This window comes from Nonomuraea coxensis DSM 45129 (assembly GCF_019397265.1).
Lineage (GTDB): Bacteria > Actinomycetota > Actinomycetes > Streptosporangiales > Streptosporangiaceae > Nonomuraea > Nonomuraea coxensis.
The window spans coordinates 1,721,957-1,743,911 of the sequence record NZ_CP068985.1 but is presented as its reverse complement, the minus strand read 5'-3'; the positions used below and the strand labels follow the sequence as shown (position 1 = coordinate 1,743,911).

23 protein-coding genes, 1 tRNA gene and 2 riboswitches are annotated in these 21,955 nt (G+C 72.9%); of the genes, 13 read left to right on the top strand and 11 right to left on the bottom strand.

Annotated elements, in window-relative coordinates:
• Nucleotides 1-104: 104 nt before the first annotated feature.
• Complete coding sequence (locus tag Nocox_RS08515; RefSeq protein ID WP_020546596.1) at nt 105-680, top strand: PadR family transcriptional regulator; 576 nt, start codon at nt 105-107, stop codon at nt 678-680.
• Complete coding sequence (locus Nocox_RS08510) at nt 680-1,471, top strand: SGNH/GDSL hydrolase family protein (protein WP_020546597.1); 792 nt, start codon at nt 680-682, stop codon at nt 1,469-1,471. Before Nocox_RS08515 ends, Nocox_RS08510 begins: the two co-directional genes overlap by 1 nt.
• Here Nocox_RS08510 and Nocox_RS08505 read toward each other — a convergent pair.
• Genes Nocox_RS08505 through Nocox_RS08490 form a run of 4 tightly spaced genes read right to left on the bottom strand, consistent with a single transcriptional unit; the run spans nt 1,438 to nt 4,009 of the window.
• Nucleotides 1,438-2,130, bottom strand: coding sequence for a nucleotidyl transferase AbiEii/AbiGii toxin family protein (locus Nocox_RS08505; RefSeq protein ID WP_020546598.1), 693 nt, complete (start codon nt 2,128-2,130; stop codon nt 1,438-1,440). The genes Nocox_RS08510 and Nocox_RS08505 overlap by 34 nt on opposite strands.
• On the bottom strand, nt 2,130-2,453 hold the full coding sequence (locus tag Nocox_RS08500; protein ID WP_033410904.1) for a hypothetical protein: 324 nt from the start codon (nt 2,451-2,453) through the stop codon (nt 2,130-2,132). The genes Nocox_RS08505 and Nocox_RS08500 overlap by 1 nt, the downstream gene beginning before the upstream one ends.
• A 16-nt stretch (nt 2,454-2,469) precedes the next feature.
• The gene (locus Nocox_RS08495) at nt 2,470-3,228 is read right to left on the bottom strand and encodes a hypothetical protein (protein WP_020546600.1); all 759 of its coding nucleotides are present in this window, start codon (nt 3,226-3,228) and stop codon (nt 2,470-2,472) included.
• A 52-nt stretch (nt 3,229-3,280) separates the two neighbouring features.
• A complete protein-coding gene (locus Nocox_RS08490; protein WP_026215054.1) occupies nt 3,281-4,009 on the bottom strand; it encodes a FadR/GntR family transcriptional regulator in 729 nt (242 codons plus the stop codon).
• 101 nt (nt 4,010-4,110) lie between these two features.
• Here Nocox_RS08490 and Nocox_RS08485 point away from each other — a divergent pair, with 101 nt between their 5' ends.
• The 9 genes from Nocox_RS08485 to Nocox_RS08445 all read left to right on the top strand — a co-directional run bounded on the left by Nocox_RS08485 (nt 4,111) and on the right by Nocox_RS08445 (nt 12,845).
• Entirely contained in the window at nt 4,111-5,469 is a 1,359-nt protein-coding gene (locus Nocox_RS08485) for a glutamine synthetase family protein (protein ID WP_020546602.1), read from the top strand.
• A gap of 2 nt (nt 5,470-5,471) precedes the next feature.
• On the top strand, nt 5,472-6,812 hold the full coding sequence (locus Nocox_RS08480; RefSeq protein WP_026215055.1) for an aldehyde dehydrogenase family protein: 1,341 nt from the start codon (nt 5,472-5,474) through the stop codon (nt 6,810-6,812).
• 4 nt (nt 6,813-6,816) lie between these two features.
• A complete protein-coding gene (locus Nocox_RS08475; protein WP_026215056.1) occupies nt 6,817-7,581 on the top strand; it encodes a 3-oxoacyl-ACP reductase in 765 nt (254 codons plus the stop codon).
• A 12-nt stretch (nt 7,582-7,593) separates the two neighbouring features.
• Nucleotides 7,594-8,286 (top strand): gamma-glutamyl-gamma-aminobutyrate hydrolase family protein, encoded by a 693-nt coding sequence (locus Nocox_RS08470; protein ID WP_033410912.1) that lies wholly within the window; start codon nt 7,594-7,596, stop codon nt 8,284-8,286.
• Nucleotides 8,287-8,340: 54 nt separating this feature from the next.
• A riboswitch (glycine riboswitch) is annotated at nt 8,341-8,438 on the top strand.
• Nucleotides 8,439-8,533, top strand: a riboswitch (glycine riboswitch).
• A 34-nt stretch (nt 8,534-8,567) separates the two neighbouring features.
• Nucleotides 8,568-9,653, top strand: a complete 1,086-nt coding sequence (gcvT, locus tag Nocox_RS08465) for a glycine cleavage system aminomethyltransferase GcvT (protein ID WP_020546606.1) — start codon at nt 8,568-8,570, stop codon at nt 9,651-9,653.
• The gene (gene gcvH / locus Nocox_RS08460; protein ID WP_020546607.1) at nt 9,650-10,039 is read left to right on the top strand and encodes a glycine cleavage system protein GcvH; all 390 of its coding nucleotides are present in this window, start codon (nt 9,650-9,652) and stop codon (nt 10,037-10,039) included. Before gcvT ends, gcvH begins: the two co-directional genes overlap by 4 nt.
• A 59-nt stretch (nt 10,040-10,098) precedes the next feature.
• Nucleotides 10,099-11,475, top strand: coding sequence for an L-serine ammonia-lyase (locus Nocox_RS08455; protein ID WP_020546608.1), 1,377 nt, complete (start codon nt 10,099-10,101; stop codon nt 11,473-11,475).
• 216 nt (nt 11,476-11,691) lie between these two features.
• Complete coding sequence (locus Nocox_RS42870; RefSeq protein WP_020546609.1) at nt 11,692-12,579, top strand: toxin glutamine deamidase domain-containing protein; 888 nt, start codon at nt 11,692-11,694, stop codon at nt 12,577-12,579.
• The gene (locus tag Nocox_RS08445; protein ID WP_020546610.1) at nt 12,576-12,845 is read left to right on the top strand and encodes a hypothetical protein; all 270 of its coding nucleotides are present in this window, start codon (nt 12,576-12,578) and stop codon (nt 12,843-12,845) included. The genes Nocox_RS42870 and Nocox_RS08445 overlap by 4 nt, the downstream gene beginning before the upstream one ends.
• 165 nt (nt 12,846-13,010) lie before the next feature.
• Here the strand turns inward: Nocox_RS08445 and Nocox_RS08440 are convergent, their stop codons facing one another.
• The 4 genes from Nocox_RS08440 to Nocox_RS08425 all read right to left on the bottom strand — a co-directional run bounded on the left by Nocox_RS08440 (nt 13,011) and on the right by Nocox_RS08425 (nt 18,221).
• The gene (locus Nocox_RS08440) at nt 13,011-15,536 is read right to left on the bottom strand and encodes an ABC transporter permease (protein ID WP_020546611.1); all 2,526 of its coding nucleotides are present in this window, start codon (nt 15,534-15,536) and stop codon (nt 13,011-13,013) included.
• Between the two features lies 1 nt (nt 15,537).
• Nucleotides 15,538-16,278, bottom strand: coding sequence for an ABC transporter ATP-binding protein (locus Nocox_RS08435; RefSeq protein WP_020546612.1), 741 nt, complete (start codon nt 16,276-16,278; stop codon nt 15,538-15,540).
• A gap of 108 nt (nt 16,279-16,386) precedes the next feature.
• Nucleotides 16,387-17,037 (bottom strand): response regulator transcription factor, encoded by a 651-nt coding sequence (locus tag Nocox_RS08430; protein ID WP_020546613.1) that lies wholly within the window; start codon nt 17,035-17,037, stop codon nt 16,387-16,389.
• A gap of 14 nt (nt 17,038-17,051) precedes the next feature.
• A complete protein-coding gene (locus Nocox_RS08425; protein ID WP_020546614.1) occupies nt 17,052-18,221 on the bottom strand; it encodes a sensor histidine kinase in 1,170 nt (389 codons plus the stop codon).
• 493 nt (nt 18,222-18,714) lie between these two features.
• Here Nocox_RS08425 and Nocox_RS08420 point away from each other — a divergent pair, with 493 nt between their 5' ends.
• Nucleotides 18,715-19,494 carry a hypothetical protein gene (locus tag Nocox_RS08420; RefSeq protein WP_020546616.1) on the top strand — a complete coding sequence of 260 codons (780 nt, stop codon included), beginning with the start codon at nt 18,715-18,717 and terminating at the stop codon, nt 19,492-19,494.
• Nucleotides 19,495-19,521: 27 nt separating this feature from the next.
• Here the strand turns inward: Nocox_RS08420 and Nocox_RS08415 are convergent.
• A tRNA-Leu gene (locus tag Nocox_RS08415) sits at nt 19,522-19,594 on the bottom strand.
• An 89-nt stretch (nt 19,595-19,683) separates the two neighbouring features.
• On the bottom strand, nt 19,684-20,157 hold the full coding sequence (gene bcp, locus Nocox_RS08410) for a thioredoxin-dependent thiol peroxidase (RefSeq protein WP_020546617.1): 474 nt from the start codon (nt 20,155-20,157) through the stop codon (nt 19,684-19,686).
• A 110-nt stretch (nt 20,158-20,267) separates the two neighbouring features.
• Here bcp and Nocox_RS08405 point away from each other — a divergent pair, with 110 nt between their 5' ends.
• Nucleotides 20,268-20,597, top strand: coding sequence for a DUF3618 domain-containing protein (locus Nocox_RS08405; protein WP_020546618.1), 330 nt, complete (start codon nt 20,268-20,270; stop codon nt 20,595-20,597).
• Between the two features lie 66 nt (nt 20,598-20,663).
• On the opposite strand, the gene Nocox_RS08400 is transcribed toward Nocox_RS08405, so the two are convergent.
• Nucleotides 20,664-21,857, bottom strand: coding sequence for an amino acid deaminase/aldolase (locus Nocox_RS08400; RefSeq protein ID WP_020546619.1), 1,194 nt, complete (start codon nt 21,855-21,857; stop codon nt 20,664-20,666).
• Between the last annotated feature and the right edge of the window lie 98 nt (nt 21,858-21,955).

The following is a 21,955-nucleotide window of genomic DNA, read 5'->3' as shown; positions in this document are numbered from 1 at the left end:
GTCGGCTGGACCGACAACCCGCCTGCCGTCCCGGCCCTGCCCTAGCGTCCGGCGCCCGCTCTGCTTATAGTCATGTCCATGACTACTCATGGGCATGACTGACGATGGCCCTCCGTCACGCCGTCCTCGCCGCCCTCCTCAGCGGCGAGCACAGCGGCTACCAGCTCACCAAGGCCTTCGAGGTCGGCGTCGCCGACTTCTGGTACGCCTCCCCCCAGCAGCTCTACGCCGAGCTGGCCAAGCTGGAGGCCGACGGCCTGGTGGCGGGCCGCGAGATCGTCCAGCGGGGCCGCCCCAACAAGCGGGTGTTCACCGTCACCGGCGCCGGTCTCGACGAGCTGGCCGCCTTCGCCGCCGCCCCGCCCAAGCCGCTGCTGCTCCGCGACGACCTCGTGGTGCGCGTGCACGCCGTGGACGTCCTCGACCCCGCCCCCGTCATCGCCCAGCTCCGCGAGCGGGCCGGGACGGCCGCCGCCAAGCTGGCGCTGTTCGAGCGCACGCTGCTGCACTTCCGCGGCGACCTGGACGAGGAGACGTTCCTGCGCGAGGGCGAGCGCGTCGGGCCCTACCTGTCGTGCCTGGGCGGCTGCCGGCTGGAGCGGGAGATCCGCGACTGGTGCCTCGGCACCGCCCGCGCCCTGGAGGAGCGCGCCGCCCGCGCCGGGAAGGAGCAGCCCTGATGTACGCCCGTTACGTCGCGCTCGGCGACAGCCAGACCGAGGGGCTCGGCGACGGCGACGACCTGCGCGGCCACCGCGGCTGGGCCGACCGCCTGGCCGAGGTCCTGGCCGGCGCGAACCCGGACCTGCGCTACGCCAACCTCGCGGTCCGCGGCAAGCTGGCCGGCCAGATCCGCGACGAGCAGTTGCCTGCCGCCCTGGCGCTGCGGCCCGACCTCGCCACGGTCATGGCGGGCATGAACGACATCATCCGGCCGGGCTTCGACGCAGCGCGGGTGGCGGAGGCGCTGGAGGAGATGTTCGCGGCCCTGACCGCCGCCGGAGCCCGGGTGTTCAGCGTGACCTTCCCCGACATCGGCGCGATCATGCCGCTGGCCCGCCCGCTCCTGCCGCGCGTCCTCGCGCTGAACGCGCGGATCAGGGACGCCGCCGCCCGGCACGGGGTGACGCTGGTGGACACCTACGGGCTGCGGTTCGTGGCCGACGCCCGGATGTGGAGCCCCGACCGGCTCCACGCCAGCCCGGAGGGGCACGCCAGGATCGCCGGGGCCGTCGCGCATGCCCTGGAGCTGCCGGGCAGCGACGGCTCGTGGATGGACCCGTTCCCGCTCCTGCCGGCGGCGCCGGCCTGGCGGACGGCGGCGGAGCAGGCGCGCTGGGTGGGCGCGTTCGCGGGGCCGTGGATCGGCCGGCGGCTGCGCGGCCGCTCCTCGGGCGACGGCCGCACCGCCAAGCGGCCCCTGCTCGCCCCGGTGGATCAGTCGACGCCCGGCACGTCCTCGGCGTCGTAGTCCACGTCGCCGTCGTCGGCCCGGCGCAGCTTGATGTCCTCCAGCCACTCCCTCGCGAAGCGCCGGACCGCCCGCACGCCCTCCTCGTCCAGTCCGTACGCCTCGAACTCCTCGTCGGCGATGAGGTCGGCGAACTCCAGCCGGTCGGCCAGCTCGTGCACGGAGAAGGACTCGTGGTGCGGCCTGGCGAGGCTTTCGAGCTCGCGGAAGGAGTAGAGGTGGCGCACGGCGGCGACGTCGATGATGTCGCGCGCGTAGCTGCGCTCGTGCAGCGCCCGCATCTTGAGCCCGATCGTGTCCTCGACGCTCAGCACGCGGATCGTGCCGCGCGTGACCGGGTGCTGCTGGAACGCCTCGCGCAGCAGGTCGAACTCGCAGGTCTCGCCGGTGTCGGGGTCGGTGGCGAGCAGCCGGCCGGACCGCGGCGTCACCTCGACCTCCGACACGTCGAGCCCCGCCTCCCTGAGCGCCGCGGCGACCGCGTCGGCGACCTCGGCGAGCGGCGTCTCCCCGGCCGTGGCGAGGTCGAGGTCCCTGCTCGGCCGGTCGGTGAAGCCGTGCGCCCTGACCGCGTGACCGCCCGCGAGCACCAGGCCGTGCCGCTCGCAGGCGGGCAGGACGGCCCGCAGCAGCCGCTCCTGGAAGGGCGGGAGGTCCATCAGGGCGCGCTCTCCCCCCGCAGCGGCAGCCTGCGTTCCCAGGCGTCGCGGTAGCCGAGGCCGAGCGCCCGCCGCAGCAGCGGCCAGTCGGCCGCCAGCAGGCCGGGGTTGAGGTAGGTCTCGTAGTCGGCACGCCGCCCGGCGGTGATCACGATGCGGTACATCGTCATGCGCAGCCGCGGGTCGGACAGGTCGAACTCGGTCAGCCCCGACCAGACCAGGTGCGGCGGCAGGGCGACGACGCCCTCGGCCGGGCCCCGCAGGTCGGCCAGGGAGCCGGGGACCTTGTCCGCCAGGCCCTCGTACAACGGAGGCAGTGCCATGACCCCAGTATGCGTCTCACGTACGCCGGCGGGCCCGCCGGGTGGACGGGAGATCGTGCCGCCCGGACAGGAACTCCTGGAAGGCGATCTTGGCCCGGATCGCCGGCCGCCGCCACCGCTCCTCCCTGTGCAGGGCGCGCGCCATCTTGCGCGGCGAGCGCCGGGCGAAGACCCAGCGCGCCCACGGCGACCCCGGCCTGGCCAGCCGGATCGCGCCCACCAGCAGCATGGGCGGCACGAACAGCCCGGCCATGCCCGTCCAGATCTTCCCCTTGAGCAGGGTGATCACGGCCAGCGCCAGGTTGCCGACGATGAGCACGGCGGGGTTGACGAGGGGCGTGCCGTAGTCCCAGGTGAGCGGCCTGAGCCCGATGAGCAGCAGACCGGTGACGGCGACCGCGATGAAGACCGCGTCCACCGAGGTCCGCCCCTCCTCCTCCCAGTACACGTCGTGCAGGTGCAGGATCAGCGCGAACTCGTCCAGGACCAGCGCCGAGCCGACCCCGAAGACGCCCGCCGCCACCGCGTGCCCGGTCTGCGAGGCGGGCGCGACGACGATCTGCGTGACGCCGCCGACGAGCATCAGCACGACGCCGAAGACGACGTGGTGGATGTGCATCTCGCCCACGTTGACGTCGCGGAACCAGCCGACCTTCGCCCTGATCAGCCGGACGTTGATGCGCGTCGCGATGAACGCCACGATGAGCATGACGAAGAAACAGAACAGCGACAGCCGTCCCGTGGCGACGATGGTGTGCTGAAACCAATCCCCCATGACCTTTAAACGATGGTACGAGGAGATCGCCCTTACGGTGACGTCACTTCCGTCATGCGAGGAACGCGCGCAGCAGCGCGGCCGTCCCCTCCAGGTGCTCGGTCATGGCGCGGCGGGCCGCGTCGGGGTCGCCCGCGAGGATGGCGTCCACGATGGCCCGGTGCTGGACGGCGGCGTGGTCCAGGTTGACCTGGAGCATCGGGATGGCGTTGAGCAGGTCGCTGACCCGCGAACGGGCGTCGGCGCAGGCCGTGGTGAGCAGCGTGGAGCCGGTCAGCTCGGCGATGGACAGGTGGAAGGCGGTGTCGAGGCGGCGGTAGTCCTCCAGGGACGCCTCGTTGAGCTCGGTGAGCCTGCGCAGCAGCAGGGCGCGCCGCTCGCCGGCGAGCTCCGTGCCGGCCAGCACCTGGGCGGCGCCGCACTCGACGGCCAGGCGGAAGGTCAGCGCGTCGGCGAGGTCGTCGCGGCCCATCTCGGCGACGGCCTGGCGCAGGTCGCGGGCGTCGGGGGCGGGCGGCTCGTAGGTGACGAACGCGCCGCCGTAGCGGCCCCTGCGCACGTCGAGATAGCCGGCGTCGGACAGGGCGCGGATCGCCTCACGCAGGGTGACCCGGCTGATGCCGAGCCGCACGGCCAGCTCGCGCTCGGGGGGCAGCTTGCCGCCCGGCGGCACCACGCCCAGCTTGATGGCCTGGAGCAGCCGCTCCACCGTCTCCTCGAAGGCGTTGCCGGCCCGCACCGGGCGCAGCACCGTCATCAGTCGCGCCGACTCGTCCAACATGTCCTCGGGTCTTGACAGACGATCCCACCATGCACATCAATGGTCTGAGACTAGCCCAATCAACGGGAAAGCGCCTCAGGCCAGATCGGAGCGACCTGAACGTGCACGAAGGCTTCCTGACCGTGGACGAGCTCCGCGACGAGGTGACCGCGGGCCGGATCGACACGGTGCTCCTCGCCATCGCCGACATGCAGGGCAGGTTGCAGGGCAAGCGGCTCTCGGCGCGCTACTTCCTCGACGAGGTGCTGCACCACGGCTCGGAGGGCTGCAACTACCTGCTCGCCGTGGACGTCGACATGAACACGGTCTCCGGCTACGCCATGTCGTCCTGGGACCGGGGCTACGGCGACTTCGTCATGAGGCCCGACCTCGCGACCCTGCGCCGGGTGCCCTGGCAGGAGGGGACCGCGATGCTGATGGCGGACCTCGCCTGGGAGGACGGCGGCGACGTGACCGCCTCGCCCCGCCAGATCCTGCGCCGCCAGCTCGCCCGGCTCGCCGAGCGGGACCTGGCCGCGTACGTCGGGACCGAGCTGGAGTTCGTCGTCTACGACAACTCCTACGAGGACGCCTGGAAGCGCGCCTACCGCGACCTCACCCCCGCCAACCTCTACAACGTCGACTACTCCCTCCTCGGCACCGCCCGCGTCGAGCCCCTGCTGCGCCGCATCAGGCGCGGCATGGAGGGCGCCGGCATGTACGTCGAGTCCGCCAAGGGCGAGTGCAACCTGGGCCAGCACGAGATCGCCTTCCGCTTCGACGAGGCGCTCAGGACCTGCGACAACCACGCGATCTACAAGAACGGCGCCAAGGAGATCGCCGCCCAGGAGGGCCGGTCGATCACCTTCATGGCCAAGCCGAACCAGCGCGAGGGCAACTCCTGCCACATCCACATCTCGCTCCGCTCCACCGGCGGCGACCCGGTGATGGCCGGCGACGGGCCGCACGGCCTGTCGCGGCTCGGCGCCCGCTTCATCGCCGGCCAGCTCGCCTGCCTGCGCGAGCTGACCCTCCTGCTCGCCCCCAACGTCAACTCCTACAAGCGCTTCGTCCCCGGCAGCTTCGCCCCCACGGCCGTCAAGTGGGGCCTGGACAACCGCACCTGCGCGCTGCGCCTGGTCGGTCACGGGCTCTCGCTGCGCATCGAGAACCGGGTGCCGGGCGGCGACGTCAACCCGTACCTGGCGGTCGCCGCGCTGGTCGCGGCCGGGCTGCACGGCATCGACGGCGAGCTGACGCTGGAGGACCCGTACGCGGGCAACGCCTACGACTCCGGCGCCGACACCGTGCCGGCGACGCTGCGCGACGCGCTGACCCTGTTCGAGGGGTCGAAGGCGGCGCGCGAGGCGTTCGGCGAGGACGTGGTCGGGCACTACGCGAACAACGCGCGGGTCGAGCTGGCCGCGTACGACGCGGCGGTGACCGACTGGGAGCTGTTCCGCGGTTTCGAACGGATGTGAACATGAAGATCGTCAATCCGGCGACGGAGGACGTCATAACGGACGTCGAGTTCGCCGACGCGGCCGAGGTGGACCGGGCCGTGGAGCGTGCCAGGAAGGCGTACCCGGCCTGGCGGGCGGTGGCCCCGGGCGACCGGGCGCGGCTGCTGCGGCGCTTCGCCGACCTGGTGGGCGAGCACGCCGAGGAGCTGGCCAGGCTGGAGGTGGACAACGCCGGCCACACCATCGGCAACGCCCGCTGGGAGGCCGGCGCGGTCCGCGACGTGCTGCACTTCTACGCCGCCGCGCCCGAGCGCAACCACGGCAAGCAGATCCCGGTGCCCGGCGGCGTGGACGTCACCTTCCAGGAGCCCCTGGGCGTGGTGGGCGTGATCGTGCCGTGGAACTTCCCCATGCTCATCCTGTCGTGGGGCGTGGCTCCGGCGCTGGCGGCGGGCAACACCGTCGTCGTCAAGCCCGCGGAGCAGACCCCGCTGACCGCGCTGCGGCTGGCCGAGCTGGCCCTGGCGGCGGGCCTCCCCGAGGGGGTGCTCCAGGTGCTGCCTGGGGCAGGGGAGGTCGCGGGGGCCCGGCTGGTGGAGCACCCGCACGTCGCCAAGATCGTGTTCACCGGCTCGACCGAGGTCGGCAAGGAGATCGCGGCCAGGGCGGCGGCCCAGGTCAAGCGGCTGACGCTGGAGCTGGGCGGCAAGTCGGCGAACATCGTCTTCGCCGACGCCGACCTCGCGAAGGCGGCCGCGGCGGCGCCGTACGCGGTGTTCGACAACGCCGGCCAGGACTGCTGCGCCCGCTCCCGGCTGCTGGTCCAGGCCGAGGTGTACGACGAGTTCATGGCGCTGCTCGCCCCCGCCGTGCGCGCCGTCCGGGTCGGCGACCCGCTCGACGAGGCCACCGAGATGGGCCCGCTGATCAGCGCCGAGCACCTGGAGCGGGTCCGCGGGTTCGTCTCCGACCCCTGGCTGCAGGGCGAGTGCCCGGCCGGCAAGGGCTACTGGTTCCCCGCCACCGTGCTGACTCCCGAGGTGACCGACCCGGCGTTCACCGAGGAGATCTTCGGTCCCGTCGTGTCGGTGGCCCGCTTCACCGACGAGGCCGACGCGATCCGCGTCGCCAACGACACGCCGTACGGGCTGAGCGGCTCCATCTGGACGCGGGACGTCGGGCGGGCGCTGCGCGTGGCGCGGGCGGTCGAGTCGGGCGCGCTGTCGGTCAACTCGAACGCGTCGGTCCGCTACTGGACGCCCTTCGGCGGTTTCAAGCAGTCCGGCCTCGGCCGGGAACTCGGTCCTGACGCCCTCGCGGCGTTCACCGAGACCAAGAACGTCTTCATCTCCTGGGAGTGAGCAAGTGCAGCGGTTGCAGGATCGGGTCGCCGTCATCACCGGCGCGGGCAGCGGCATCGGGCTCGCCACGGCCCGCAGGTTCGCCGAGGAGGGCGCGAGGGTCGTCTGCGTCGACATCGACGAGGAGGCGGGCGTCAAGGCCGCGGGCGAGGTCGGCGGCCTGTTCGTGGCGGCGGACGTGACCCGCGAGGACGACGTCGAGCGGGTGTTCGCGACGGCCCACGAGACCTACGGCAGCGTGGACGTCGCCTTCAACAACGCCGGCATCTCGCCGCCCGACGACGACTCCATCCTGGAGACCGGGCTCGACGCCTGGCGCCGGGTCCAGGAGGTCAACCTCACGAGCGTCTACCTGTGCTGCAAGCACGCGATCCCGTACATGCGGCGGCAGGGCAAGGGCTCGATCATCAACACCGCGTCGTTCGTGGCCGTGATGGGCTCGGCGACCTCGCAGATCTCCTACACCGCCTCCAAGGGCGGGGTGCTGGCGATGTCGCGGGAGCTCGGCGTGCAGTTCGCCCGCGAGGGGATCAGGGTCAACGCGCTCTGCCCGGGGCCGGTGAACACGCCGCTGCTCCAGGAGCTGTTCGCCAAGGACCCGGAGCGGGCGCAGCGGCGGCTGGTGCACGTGCCGCTCGGGCGCTTCGCCGAGGCGTCGGAGATCGCGGCGGCCGTGGCGTTCCTGGCCAGCGACGACTCCTCGTTCATCACGGCCAGCCAGTTCCTGGTGGACGGCGGCATCAGCGGCGCCTACGTGACGCCGCTCTAGGGGGAGCTCGTCGTGCGTCGCCCGTTGATCGGGATCACCTCCTACGTGGAGCCCGCCACGTTCACGGTCTGGACGGACGTGAGCGTGGCGCTGCTGCCGTACATGTACGTCGAGCAGGTCGTGCGGGCCGGCGGCCAGCCCGTCGTGCTGCCGCCGGCCGGCGAGCCCGCCGGGGCGCTGCGCGGTCTCGACGGGCTCGTCCTCGCCGGTGGCGGCGACATCGACCCGGCCAGGTACGGCGCGCGGCCGCACGAGCGCACCGGCTACGTGCGCGGCTTCCGCGACGAGGCGGAGTTCGCGCTGCTGGCGCGGGCGCTGGACGCCGGGCTTCCCTACCTGGGGGTCTGCCGGGGCCTCCAGGTGCTCAACGTGGCCCTCGGCGGCACCCTCCACCAGCACCTGCCGGACGTGGCAGGGCACACGGGGCACGCGCCGGGGCCGGGCGTGTTCGGCCACCTGCCGGTGACGCCGGTGCCCGGCAGCCGCCTGGCGAAGGCGCTCGGCGCGGAGCCGGTGACGGTCCCGCACTACCACCACCAGGCCGTGGACCGGCTCGCTCCCGGCCTGACGGTGACCGCGACCGCCGGGGACGGCACGGTCGAGGCGGTGGAGCTGGAGTCGGCGTCGTTCGCGATGGCCGTGCAGTGGCATCCGGAGGAGGCCGAGGACGGCGCGGTGTTCGAGGCGCTGGTCGCGGCCTGCTGAGACCCGTAGGCGACAAATGCCCCGTACCGGCACTAGGCTGGCGGGCATCACCGTCGACACCGTGCGGGAGAGCACTCTGACAGCCGGTCAGAGTCCCTGAAGGAGCAAGCCCTCCCCGCGAACCTCTCAAGGCAAAGGACCGCACGGACGAGGTGGCCTCTGGAAAGCAGGCTCTTGGCCTCGCCGAAGGTGAAAGTCCGGCAAAAATCGGGCGAAGCTCTCAGGCATCGATGACAGAGGGGGAGGATGCTGGCATCCACTCCTGTCCTGAGGTGCGACACATGTCCCGACCGACACCGCTACGCGACGTCCACGAGAGCCTGGGCGCCACCCTCACCGACTTCGCCGGCTGGCTCATGCCCCTCCGGTACGGCAGCGAGTCCGCCGAGCACAAGGCCGTGCGCGAGGCCGCCGGGCTGTTTGACCTCTCCCACATGGGCGAGATCTTCGTGACCGGCTCCCAGGCCGCCGAGGCCCTGGACTACGCGCTGGTCGGCCACCTGTCCGCGCTCGCGACCGGCCGGGCCCGCTACACCATGATCGTCGACGAGCGGGGCGGGGTGCTCGACGACCTCATCGTCTACCGGCTCGGGGACGAGGAGTTCATGGTGGTCGCCAACGCCTCGAACTACCTCAAGGTCGCCCAGGAACTCCAGGAGCGGGCCAAAGCGTACGACGCGGCCGTCGAGGACCGCTCCGACCGCTACGCCCTCATCGCCGTCCAGGGCCCGCGCGCGCAGGAGATCCTGGCCACGCTGACCGACGCCGACCTCGCCGGGCTCAAGTACTACGCCGGCCTGCCCGCCCTGGTCGACGGCCGCGAGGCGCTGATCGCCCGCACCGGCTACACCGGCGAGGACGGCTTCGAGCTCTTCGTCGCGAACCAGGACGCCGTGCCGCTCTGGGCCGCGCTCACCGCCGCCGGGGAGCCGTACGGCCTCGCGCCCGCGGGCCTGTCCGCCCGCGACACGCTCCGGCTGGAGGCCGGCATGCCGCTGTACGGCAACGAGCTCGGCGCGGAGCTGACCCCGTTCGACGCGGGACTGGGCAGAGTGGTGAAATTCGACAAGCCCGGCGACTTCGTCGGACGGGCGGCGCTGGAGGCGGTCAAGGACGACCAGCCACGCCGCCGCCTCGTCGGCCTGGTCGCGCGGGGCCGCCGGGTGCCGAGGCACGGCTACCCGGTGACGCGGGACGGCGCCGTCGTCGGCGAGGTCACCAGCGGCGCGCCTTCCCAGACCCTGGGCAAGCCCATCGCGATGGCCTACGTCGACGCCGGCGCGAGCGAAGGCCTGGCAGTGGACATCCGGGGCAGCCAAGAACCCGTGGACCTCGTAGAGCTGCCCTTTTACAGGAGGAAGAAGTGAGCAACATCCCTGACGAGCTGAGCTACACCAAGGAACACGAGTGGGTGGCCGGGCTGGACGACGGCCTGACCATCACCGTGGGCATCACCGAGTTCGCCGCCGAGGCCCTGGGTGACGTCGTCTTCGTGCAGCTCCCCGAGGTCGGCGCGAACGTCGAGGCCGGCGACTCGGTCGGCGAGGTGGAGTCCACCAAGTCCGTCAGCGAGATCTACGCGCCCGTCGGCGGCGAGGTGGTCGAGGTCAACCAGAACGTGGCCGACGACCCGTCCCTGGTGAACAGCGACCCCTACGGGGAAGGGTGGATGTTCCGGGTGCGCATCGAGGGCGAGCCTGAGGACCTGCTGTCTCCCGAGGAGTACACCGCCCTCACCTCCGGCGAGTCCTGATCTCCCCGCCGGGGCCCTCACCGGGGCCCCGGCGCCGTCCCAGTGAAAGGCGCACATCAATGGCGATCAGCGTCTTCGACCTCTTCAAGATCGGCATTGGGCCCTCCAGCTCCCACACGGGCGGCCCGATGGCGGCCGCGCACAAGTTCGCCCGGGGCCTGCACGAGGACGGCCTGCTGGAGCGGGTGGCCCGCGTCGAGGCGATCCTCTACGGCTCGCTCGGCCTGACCGGCAAGGGGCACGGCAGCGACAAGGCCGTCCTGCTGGGCCTGTCGGGCGAGAAGCCGGAGCTGGTGGACGTCGACACCGTCGACGAGCGCCTGGCCGCCATGCGCGCCTCCGGCACCGTACGCCTCCACGGCCGCCACGAGATCCCGTTCGTCGTCGGCGAGGACCTCGTCTTCGAACGCAAGATCTCCCTCCCCGAGCACCCCAACGGCATGCGCTTCACCGCCCGCGACGCCGGCGGCGACACGGTGCGGGAGAAGGTCTACTTCTCGGTCGGCGGCGGCTTCGTCGTGGACGAGAACGCCACCGGCGCCGACCGCATCAAACCCGACGACACCGTGCTCCCCTACCCGTTCACCACCGGCGAGGAGCTGCTCAAGCACTGCTCCAACACCGGCCTGTCGATCTCCGCGCTGATGATGGAGAACGAGAAGGCGTTCGGCCGCACCGAGGACGAGATCCGCGCGGGCGTGCTCAACCTGTGGCGGGTCATGCAGGAGTGCGTGCGCCGCGGCATCTCCCGCGAGGGCGTGCTGCCGGGCGGGCTCAAAGTCAAGCGCCGCGCCAACCAGCTCCACCGCCGCCTCCAGGCCGAGCCGCCCGAGAAGGACCCGCTCCAGGCGATGGACTGGGTGACGCTGTTCGCCCTCGCGGTCAACGAGGAGAACGCCGCCGGCGGCCGCATCGTCACCGCCCCCACCAACGGCGCGGCCGGCATCATCCCGGCCGTCCTCACCTACTACACCCGCTTCGTCCCGCAGGCCGACGACGAGGGCGTCATCCGCTTCCTGCTGACGGCCGCCGCGATCGGCGTGCTGTTCAAGGAGAACGCCTCCATCTCCGGCGCCGAGGTCGGCTGCCAGGGCGAGGTCGGCTCGGCCTGCTCGATGGCCTCCGCCGGGCTGACCGAGGTCATGGGCGGCACCCCTGAGCAGGTGGAGAACGCCGCCGAGATCGGCATCGAGCACAACCTCGGCCTCACCTGCGACCCCATCGGCGGCCTGGTGCAGATCCCGTGCATCGAGCGCAACGCCGTCGCCTCCAACAAGGCCATCACCGCGGCCCGCATCGCCCTGCGCGGCGACGGCCGCCACTACGTGGCCCTGGACAAGGCCATCAAGACCATGCGCGACACCGGCCGCGACATGCTCGACAAGTACAAGGAGACCTCCCGCGGCGGCCTCGCCGTCAACGTCATCGAGTGCTGACCGCCTTTGAGTGGCACCGTAAAGCTGTACCACTCAAAGGGAGGGTCATGTCCATCACCGCGAGCGAGGCCCGCCGCCGCCTGTTCGGTCATCATCCTGCAGGCTCGCTACCACTACGAGTAGGAGACCCGGCCCGGCGGAACTTTGCACTTTCCCCCTCCGTTGCGTGACGACCCATCTACGATCGGTGGTCGAAGGGATGACAGGAGGCAGGCCGTGTTCCGCGAGCGCAAGCCGAGTGTCCGATGGGTCCTTCCCGAAGGGCGGTACGACCCCGTCGTCGCGGACGGGGTGCGGTGGCTCGACTACGAGCGGGCCGCCGAGGCGGACGATCGCGCCCCGGCCCCCGGCGAGCAGGACACGCCCGGCGCCGACGAGCCGACCTGGCTCTGGGCCGACGAGCCGGCCGTGACCGTGCCCGGCGAGCCGGGCGCGTCCGGGGGCGGCGAGGAACCGCGGGCGCCGTCGCCGGCCGCCGGCGCGGACGACTGGTTCGACCGGCCGCACCGGCCGCCGCCGCTCGCCGAGTGCCGGCCGTACGACGTGCCAGGCGGGCTGGCGCGGCCGGACGCGCGGGCCGAGCGCGACCTCATGGAGGCGCTGCCCCCGGGGGCGCGCTTCCCCGACCCGCGCGGCACCTGGATCAGGCTGATCAACGGCTGCGGCCCCGCCGACGACCCGTTCCGGGCCGCCAACGCCGCCGACTGCGCGCTCGCGGTGCTGTCCACCTGGCACGGCGAGCCGGCCACGGCCGCGCCCCGAGTGCCCGAGCACGACCGCATCGGCCGGCCCGTGCTCACCGGCGAGCGCGGCAGCACGGCCAGGATCGAGCGGTGGGTCGGGCAGCGGCTGGAGTACACCGGGCAGGGACGGCACGCCTACCCCATGATCGCCCGGCGGCTGGTGGAGGCCGGGCACGGCGCGAGCGCGGTGATCGTGGTGCGCTGGCCCGGCGGCGGCAGCCACGCCTGGAACGCGGTCAACGCCGACGGTGAGGTCATCTGGATCGACGCCCAGCGGGGGCACATGTCGGTGGAGCCTCCCTACCTGACGGTGACCGGGGTGTTCTGCGTGATCCTCGACCGGCACGGGAGGCCGCGGTGAACCTGGACCAGGCTCGGGCGCTCGCCGAGGAGTACGTCAACGGGGCGCTGCCGGCGGACGAGGCCGTCTCCGTCGGCGTGTACGGCTTCCACGACGGCTACGTCGCCTGGATCCGCGACCTCGAACCCGACGACCCCGCCCGGCTGCCGGACACGATCGGCGGCGCGTGCGTCGTCATCGACGAGAGCACCGGCGAGGTGGCCCCCCGTCCGCTCCTCGACCCGGAGACGGTGGCCGAACTCTGGCCCGGCCCCCTCCCCCGCTGACCCACCATCCGGCCCCGGCCCGCTCAGTCAGTGAGCCCGCTCGGCCGCTGAGCGGGCGCGAGGGCCGGGCGCCGCCCCCATGAGACGCCCGGCCCTCGCGCATGCGCTCTCTATCCACACATTCCGGATTTATGCACCTTCAAGGCGCTTTCACCGACTTATCGCTCATCCGGCGGCGAGCGCGCCGGCGATCGACGCCCGCGCCGCCCGCCGCGCCGGCACCAGCGAGGCCACCACCCCCGCCACCCCCGACAGCGCCACGAACAGCACGACCTGCCCCACCGGCACCGACAGGACCGCCCCGTCCAGCATCGCCAGCACCGCCACCCAGCCGTACAGCCCGCCGAGCACCACCCCGACCAGCGCTCCGACCAGCCCGAGCACCAGCGCCTCGACCGAGAGCATCCGCCGCAGCTGCGGCCGGGTCAGCCCGAGCGCCCGCAGCAGCGCCGACTCCCGCGACCGCTCGTGCACCGACAACGACAGCGTGTTCGCGATGCCCAGCAGCGAGATCAGGATCGCCAGCCCCAGCAGCCCGGTGACGATCATGAGGAGCATGTCGAGCGTCTCGTCGAACTCGCCGCGCACCTCGGTCGAGCTGCTGAGCCGTACGGTCGGGTAGGCGGCGACCGCCTCCCGCACCACGGCCCGAGCCCGGTCGGCGGGCACGCCGTCCCGGATGGTGACGAACACCCGGGCGTCGGGCAGCGCCCCCGCGTAGCGGTCGAACGCGCTCTCGGCGACGGTGAGCGGCGGCAGCGCCGCACCACCCCCGCCGAGCACAGCGACGACGCGCAACGGCACGCTCCCCGCGCGCCCCTCCGTGTCCCGGCCCTTGGCCCGTACGCTGACCTGGACGGTGTCGCCGACCCGTACGCCCAGCTCGGTCGCGACCCGGTCGAGCAGCGCCACCTGCCCCTCCGCCAGTCCGGCGGCCATCGACCCCGCGACCACCTCGGGGGTGACGGGCCCGTGGAAGGTGCCGAGATCGTACGTCCTGGCGCCGCCCGTCCGCCCCGTGACCCTGGCCGGCGTCTCGCGGACCTGGAGCACCGAGTCCAGCTCCGGCGCCCGCCGCAGCTCCCCGGCCACCGAACGCGGCACCGCGGCCTCCCCGCCCTGCGCGGACAGCAGGTAGTCCACCGGGAACTGCTCGTCCAGCTTCTCCGTCACGGTCGCCCGGGTGGACGCGCTGAGCACCGAGATCACCGTCATCAGCGTCACCCCGATCGTCAGGGCGACGGTCGTGGTGGCGGCCCTGCGCGGGTTGCGCGCCGCGTTGTCCAGCGCCAGCCGTCCCGGCACGCCGGCCAGGCGCGCCGGGAGCCGGCCCACGACCGCGGTCAGCGGCCGGACCAGCACCGGCCCGAGGACCAGCACGGCCAGGAACGTCAGCATGCCGCCGGCCATGACCACGACCAGTGTGGGCGCCTGCCCGGGCGGCATCCCCCATACGCCGAACCCGGTCGTGCCCGCACCGCCCAGCAGGAACAGCGCCGCGGCGCTCCAGCGCGCCGCGCCCGTACGGAACGCCTGCTCGTCGGCCTGGGTGCGCAGCGCCGCGACCGGCGGCACCCGGGTGGCCGACCGGGCGGGCAGCAGCGCCGCGCCCACGGTGACGACGAGGCCCACGGCCGCCCCGACGGCGATCGTGACGGGGGTGAGCGCCACGGAGGCGTCCGTGGGCAGCGGCGCGTCGAACGCGGCCAGCAGCGCCAGCGCGAGCGCCGCGAGGCCGTACCCGGCCGCGAGGCCGAGCGCGGAGGCGAGCAGGCCGACCACGCCCGACTCCAGCAGGACCGAGCCGAACACCTGCCCCCGCGTGGCCCCGATGCAGCGCAGCAACGCCAGCTCGCGGGCGCGCTGCGCGACGAGGATGGTGAAGGTGTTGTAGATGACGAGCGCGGCCACCATCATCGCCACGACCCCGAACAGCAGCAGGCCCACGGTCAGCGTCCGCATCTCCAGCCCGGCCGCGTGGGCGAGGTCGGCGGCCAGCTCCTCGCCGGTCCTCACCTCGGCCCCCGGCCCGGCGGCTGCCGCCACGGCCTGCTTCAGCCCCGGGGCGTCGCCCGCGACGTCGATCTCGTGGTAGCCCTTCCCTCCGGTCATCCGCAGGGCGGCGGACGTGGTGAGGCCGACCGCGCCGGTGAAGGCGAGCTCCTGGTCCACTCCGGGGTCGAGGAGCCCGACGAGTTCGAAGGTGTGCCGCTCCCCGCCGGGGCCGAGCAGCACGACGTCGTCGCCGAGCCGGAAGCCGTTGACGCGGGCGGTGTTCTCGTCGAGCACGGCGGCGCGGTCGTCCGTGCCGGGGCCGGTGCCGGCGACGATCGTGGTGCGCTGCAGCGGGCCGCGTACGACGGAGATCGCCGTCGTGGGGAGGTCGCCGACGGCCCTGCCGTCCTTGCCGAGCAGCGGCGCGGGCCCGCGTACCAGGCCCTGCGCGTCGGTGACGCCCGCGACCGCGCGCACCCGCCGCAGGACGTCCTCGGCGAGCACGCCGTCCCCGGCCAGCACCGCCACGTCCACCTTGCCGGCGTCGGCGGTGACCCGCTGGGCGAATCCCGCCTGTACGGTGTCGTTCAGGACGAACGTCCCCGCGATGAACCCCACCCCCAGCACGATCGCCAGGGACGTGAGCAGCAGCCGCAGCCGGTACGCGCGCAGCCCGGCCAGCGCCGTCCTCAGCACCTCACGCCTCCAGCTTCACGAGCGTGTCCAGCACGGTCTGCGGCGTGGGCGCGGCCACCTCGGTGACCAGCTCGCCGTCGCGCAGGAACACCACGCGGTCGGCGTAGGAGGCCGCGACCGGGTCGTGCGTCACCATGACGATGGTCTGGCCGAGCTCGCGTACGGAGGTTCGCAGGAAGGACAGCACCTCGGCGCCGCTGCGCGAGTCCAGGTTGCCGGTCGGCTCGTCGGCGAAGATGACCTGCGGCTTGCTGATCAGCGCGCGGGCCACGGCCACCCGCTGCTGCTGGCCGCCGGACAGCTCGGCGGGGCGGTGCCCGAGCCGGTCCCGCAGCCCGACGGTGTCGATCACCCGGTCGTACAGCGCCTGGTCCGGCTGCCGGGCGGCGATGTCGAGCGGCAGGCGGATGTTCTGCTCGGCGGTCAGCGTGGGCAGCAGGTTGAACGCCTGGAAGACGAAGCCGATGCGCTCGCGGCGCAGCAGCGTGAGCCGCCGGTCGCTCAGCCCGGTCAGCTCGGCCTCGCCGACGCGCACGGTGCCGGAGGTGGCGGTGTCGAGCCCGGCCAGGCAGTGCATCAGCGTGGACTTGCCGGAGCCGGACGGCCCCATGATCGCGGTGAAGGCCCCGGTGTGGAAGGCCACGGAGACGCCGCGCAGCGCGTGCACGGCGGCGTCGCCGTGGCCGTAGATCTTGGTCAGGTTCGTGGCCACCACGGCGGGCGGGGCCTGGGTGCGGGTCACTCGTCGCTCCTTGTCGCACTTTTTCAACGCGACCAACGCTAGGAGCGGAAATATCGGGATTCCTGGGCCTTGAGGAGGGACTTCGGGTGAGACTCCAGACGACCCCGGTCAGACTTTCGGCCGATGGGCGGGCACGATCAGCCCGGCCTCGTAGGCGTACACCACCACCTGGGCGCGGTCCCGCAGCCCGAGCTTGGCCAGCACCCGCCCGAGATGCGTCTTGACCGTCGCCTCGGCGACCTCCAGCCGGGCCGCGATCTCGGCGTTGGACAGGCCCCGCGCCACCGACAGCAGCACCTCGCGCTCGCGCGGCGTCAGCTCGGCCGCCGCGACCGGCTCCGCCGACGGGAGCTGGGCGGCGAAGCGGTCCAGCATGCGCCGCAGCGTGGTGGGCGCGACCACCGAGTCACCGGCGTGCACGTGCCGGATCGCGCTGACCAGGTCGTCCGGCGGCACGTCCTTGAGCAGGAAGCCGGCCGCGCCCGCCTTGATCGCGGCGAAGGCGTACTCGTCCAGGTCGAACGTGGTCAGGATGAGCACCTTCGGCCCGTCGATGCGGCGGGTGGCCTCGACGCCGTCCAGGTGGGGCATCCGCACGTCCATGAGGACGACGTCCACCTCGGTCGTGGCCAGCAGCTCCAGCGCGGCGGCGCCGTCGGCGGCCTCCGCGACCACCTCGATGTCCGGCTGTGCGCCCAGCACCATGCGGAAGCCCGCCCGCAGCAGCTCCTGGTCGTCGACCAGCATCACCCGGATCACCGGGGCCGCCTCACTCACGCCGCCCTCGCCATGGGGAGCCGGGCCAGCACCTCGTAGCCGCCTCCTGGGCGGGGGCCGGCCGTCACCGCGCCGCCGTACAGGCCGACACGCTCGCGCATGCCGATGAGGCCGTGGCCGGAGTCGCCGCGGGGCGCCGTCGCGCCCCTGCCGTCGTCGGTGACGCGCACGACCAGCTCGGGGCCGCCGAAGTCGATCTCGACCAGCGCGCGGGCCTCGGGGCCGCCGTGCTTGAGCGCGTTCGTCAGCGCCTCCTGGACGATGCGGTAGACGGCGAGCTGCTGCCCCTCGGGCAGCTCGCCGGGCGCGCCGGCCACCACCAGCCGGGCGGGCACGCCGGAGCCGCGTACCAGCTCCTCAAGCTGGGCCAGGCCCGGCTGCGGGGTGTAGTCGGTGCCGGGGTGCCCGTCGTCGCGCAGCACGCCGACCAGCCGGCGCATCTCGGCCAGCGCGGCCCTGCCGGTCTTGGAGATGGCCCGTACGGCCTGGCGGGCCTGCTCGGGGTCGCTGTCGAGCGCGTAGCCCGCGCCGTCGGCCTGGACCACCATGACGCTGACATTGTGGGCGACGACGTCGTGCAGCTCCCTCGCGATGCGGGCGCGCTCGGCCGAGGCCGCCATCCGCGCCTGCTGGTCCCGCTCGCGCTCGGCCCGCTCCGCGCGCTCCTCCAGGCTCTCCAGGTAGCGGTGGCGGGTGCCGGCGTACAGGCCGAACAGCCAGATCGTGACCACGAAAACCGACCCGCCGAAGAACGTGCCGAACGAGGGCGACTCCCAGTTGACCAGCGCCAGGAGAATCCCCAGCTCGGCCACCAGCATCGCGGCGAGCGCCCACTGGAACGAGCACCGGTAGGCGACCGCCCAGAGCGCGACCAGCACGGCGAGGTTGGCGGGCAGCGGGTCCACGCCCGCGAGCCACTGCCCGAAACTGATCAGCGCGATCAGCGCGAAGGACTCGACCGGCCTGGCCAGCCACAGCAGCGGGGCCAGCAGCGCCGCCGACAGCGCCAGATAACCGGCCACGCCGAGCGCCATGCCGCCGCCCGGCGGGGCGTAGGACGCGTACGGCACGGCGAACAGGCCGCACAACGCCGCGAGGGGAGCGACCCGCAGGGCGCTCGCCAGCTTCTCGTGGCCACGGGACCACGACCGTACCCTGCCGAACACATCCTCACGATATGCAGGCAGGGGCCAGGGTTGGTCCGCCTGGAGGTGGAAGTCCGCCTACGACCCAGGTCGCACATCGACGAGGTCTTACACGGGGCTTACGCCCTTTGGTGCACTCTGATCTCTGGGAGCGCCCGTTCAGCGGGCGAGTAAAGGGAGATCGTGATGACGGATCATGATCGCGATGCCGGGCCGCGCGGCGATGAGGAAGCGCCGCGCGGCCCTGACCCCCGCACCGGCCCCCACGCCGACCCACTGCCGCCGGACGCCCGCACCGGCCCCACTCCCGCGGACACCGGCGAAGCGCCCCGCCTCAAGTACGGCGAACTCCCGCCCGGCCCCCGCGCCCCTGACGCGAACGATGAAAGTTTCCCCCGTCACGGCTCCTCCACCAGCGCCGTTGACCGGCGGCCGGCGTCGCCCGTGTTCCCTCGGCGGCGAATGACGTACCTTACTCCCGCTCACCCACATCCCCGGTGAAGAGGGAGTCCTCGTGCGTGCATGGCTGGCCGGTGTCGTCGCGTCCGTCCTGATGGTGCCGCTGACGGCGGCTCCGGCCGCCTCAGCCCGGACGGACCCGCGTACGTGCGCGAAGGCGGGCCTGCTGTTCTGCGAGGACTTCCAGGCCATGCCGGTCGGCGGCGCGAGCAGTCTCCGCTGGGGCGTCGACACCAAGCACGGCACGCTCACCGTCGAGCGCGACGGGCGGCGGGGGCAGAAGGTGCTGCGCGTGCACACCGAGGGCAACGGCCGCGCGTTCCTGAAGGTGGACGACTTCGCCGCGCCGGGCAACAGCTTCTACGGCCGCGTCCGGCTGCGGGTGGGCGCGTTCCCGACCGCGCCGGACTGGGCGCACTACACGCTGGTCGAGGCGACCGGCGACGGGCCCGAGATCGTCCGTCCGCTCGGCGGCCAGTACGCGCCGCCGCCCCACGGGGGAGCCGCGTACTGGGGCGTCGGCGCGGACGGCGGCCCCACCGGGGACTGGACGAACTGGCGGACCACCGCGCCCTCCGTCGCCGGGACGTGGTCCTGCGTGGAGTGGCGCATGGACGCCGCCGACAACCGGATCTCGTTGTGGTTCGACGGGGTGGCCAAGCCGGAGCTCACCGTGTCCACCCGGGAGCACGGCGGCAACCCGGTGGACTTCATCTTCCCGCGGTTCGACACGATCAAGCTGGGCTGGCAGCTCTACCAGGCGAACCCGACCCCCGCCGGCTACGACGTGTGGATGGACGACATCGCGCTGAGCAGCCGCAGAGTGGGCTGCTGACCGTAGGCGAACCGGACACCACGATCGTAGGGCCGGTGGGATTCGAACCCACACTGACAGCCACCTAAAGACTGCGCCTCTGCCATTGGGCTACGACCCCTTGCGAACTGCCCGCCCGGCAGCTCGGGGCACAGGAAGGCGGAAGTGATCGACGACCTTCCCTGCCACGTGCGGCCAATCCTACACGGGTCAGGCCAGGCCGAGCTTCTTCTTCAGTGAGGCCACGTGCCCGGTCGCCTTGACGTTGTAGAGGGCCTGCTCGACCTTGCCGTCGCCGTCGATGACGAACGTCGAGCGGATGACGCCCTCCACCTCCTTGCCGTAGAGCTTCTTGAGCCCGTACGCGGCGTACGCCTTGTGAACGGTCAATTCGGGGTCCGACAGCAGCGGGAAGGTCAGCCCGTCGCGCTCGGCGAACGTGGCCAGCTTCGCCGGCTTGTCCTTCGACACCCCGAGCACCACGAACCCCTCGGCGGCGAGCTGATCCAGACTGTCACGGAAATCACAGGCCTGCTTGGTGCAACCGGGCGTCATCGCGGCAGGGTAGAAATAGAGGATCACCCGCTTGCCGCGGTAGTCCTCCAGCGAGACGGCGCCGCCGGCGGCGGTGGGTAGCGTGAACTCGGGCGCGGCGTCGCCGGGCGCGAGCTTGGTTTCGGTCATGTGGCCCTCCTCGAGTTCTCCTCGCCAACCTACCGGCCCGACCGGCGTGCCGTACCGTACGCGGACCTGACAGACTGATCACGACCGGGCGCACGGTCGAGAGGAGAGCCATGGCTGACACCGATCCCGACGAGCTGGAGCGGCGGATCGCGCGGGCACGCGCGGAGCTGGCGCAGACGGTCGACGCCATCGCCGACCGGGTGAACCCCAAGCGGGTCGCCGAGCGCACGGTGGCCGACGTCAAGAGCCGGGCCGGGCACTTCGTGGCGTCCGTGGGCGACGCGCTCGGGGTCACGCCGCGGCCGGTCGAGTACGGCGACGAGCCCGGCCAGGTGTGGGAGGACGAGCGGCCCAGCCTGGCGCCGGTGCTCATCGGGGTGGGCGCCGTGCTGGTCGTGGGCGCGGCGATCGCGCTCCTGCGCAGGCGCCGCCGCCGCTGACGAGCCCCGGCGGTCAGCGCGCTGCGGTCAGGCGCCGCGGTCGGGCCCGGCGTTCGGGCGCCGCGGTCACAGGAAGGTGCGGCCCTCGCCCCGGTACGTCGGCACCGTCTCCACGACCTTGTCCCCTTCCACGAGGTGCAGCGCGTCGAACCGCTCGCACAGCTCCCCCGCCTTCGCGTGCCTGAACCACACCCGGTCACCGATCCGCAGGTCCTGCGCCGCCTGCCCGAGCAGCGGCGTCTGCACCTCGCCCGCTCCCTCGTCGGGCGCGTAGCGCAGGCCGGCGGGCAGATACGGCTGCGGCAGCCGGCTCGGCCCCGCCGACCCGGAGGCCGGATAGCCGCCGCCGAGCACCGTCACCACGTCGGGCCGGGGCCGGCGCACCACGGGCAGCGCGAAGAGCGCGGCCGGGTGGCCGGTGAAGCGGCGGTAGAAGTCGAACAGCCGGGGGTGGAACAGCCCGGATCCTGCCCCCACCTCCGTGACCGCCTTCTCCCGCACCGTCAGCTCGATGCTCCCGGTGCCGCCGCCGTTGACGAACTCCAGCTCGGCGAACTGCCGTACGGCGTTGACCACGAGCCCGCGCCGGACGATCAGCTCGCGGGCCGAGCGCGCCTGCATGAGGCGGACGGCGCGCGCGTAGGCGGCCTTCCCCTGCGGCGCGTCGCCGACGCCGGCGATCTGGGCCTCGTACGCCAGCAGCCCCACCAGCCGCAGCCCCGGCCGCTTGGCGATCTCGGCGGCCAGGTCGGCGGCGTCCTCCGGCTCGCGGACCGGCGAGCGCAGCGCCCCCGCCCGGAACCTGCCGCCGAGGGCGACATATCCGGCGTCCACGTCGAGGCAGAGCCGGAGCTCGGCCCTCGGCGTGGCCTGCTCCACGGCGTGCTCGATGAAGTCCAGGTGGGCGGCGGAGTCGACGGTCACCGTGATCCGCCGGGCGGCCTCGGCGTCGGCCGCGAGGGCGGCGAGCGCGTGCCGGTCGGCCGTCGGATAGGCGACCAGGATGTCGGTGAAGCCGTGCCCGGCCAGCCACAGCGCCTCGGGGAGCGTGAAGGCCATGACGCCGCGGAAGCCGTCCATGGCGAGGATCCGTTCGAGCACGGGGCGGCTGCGGATCGACTTGCTGGCCACCCGGATCGGCTTGCCTCCCGCCCTCCGGACGAGGTCGGCCGCGTTGGCGCGCATGGCCTCCAGGTCGAGGATGGCGAAGGGGGGCTCCAGCTCAGCGGTGGCACGGTCGTAGCGCTGGCGGTCGTCCATATGAGCAGCGTAACGACATACGAGACAAAAGAATATGAGCGCTGTTCGCGTTCGCCCGGCTTCCGTAAGGATCGGGCAAACCGGCGGCGAGGACAGGA

Excerpts from the sequence above, each read along its gene's own strand:
- Nocox_RS08515 (WP_020546596.1), top strand. The coding sequence starts at position 105 with ATGGCCCTCCGTCACGCCGTCCTCGCCGCCCTCCTCAGCGGCGAGCAC.
- Nocox_RS08510 (WP_020546597.1), top strand. The coding sequence starts at position 680 with ATGTACGCCCGTTACGTCGCGCTCGGCGACAGCCAGACCGAGGGGCTC.
- Nocox_RS08505 (WP_020546598.1), bottom strand. The coding sequence starts at position 2,130 with ATGGACCTCCCGCCCTTCCAGGAGCGGCTGCTGCGGGCCGTCCTGCCC.
- Nocox_RS08500 (WP_033410904.1), bottom strand. The coding sequence starts at position 2,453 with ATGGCACTGCCTCCGTTGTACGAGGGCCTGGCGGACAAGGTCCCCGGC.
- Nocox_RS08495 (WP_020546600.1), bottom strand. The coding sequence starts at position 3,228 with ATGGGGGATTGGTTTCAGCACACCATCGTCGCCACGGGACGGCTGTCG.
- Nocox_RS08490 (WP_026215054.1), bottom strand. The coding sequence starts at position 4,009 with ATGTTGGACGAGTCGGCGCGACTGATGACGGTGCTGCGCCCGGTGCGG.
- Nocox_RS08480 (WP_026215055.1), top strand. The coding sequence starts at position 5,472 with ATGAAGATCGTCAATCCGGCGACGGAGGACGTCATAACGGACGTCGAG.
- gcvT (WP_020546606.1), top strand. The coding sequence starts at position 8,568 with ATGTCCCGACCGACACCGCTACGCGACGTCCACGAGAGCCTGGGCGCC.
- Nocox_RS08455 (WP_020546608.1), top strand. The coding sequence starts at position 10,099 with ATGGCGATCAGCGTCTTCGACCTCTTCAAGATCGGCATTGGGCCCTCC.
- bcp (WP_020546617.1), bottom strand. The coding sequence starts at position 20,157 with ATGACCGAAACCAAGCTCGCGCCCGGCGACGCCGCGCCCGAGTTCACG.
- Nocox_RS08405 (WP_020546618.1), top strand. The coding sequence starts at position 20,268 with ATGGCTGACACCGATCCCGACGAGCTGGAGCGGCGGATCGCGCGGGCA.
- Nocox_RS08400 (WP_020546619.1), bottom strand. The coding sequence starts at position 21,857 with ATGGACGACCGCCAGCGCTACGACCGTGCCACCGCTGAGCTGGAGCCC.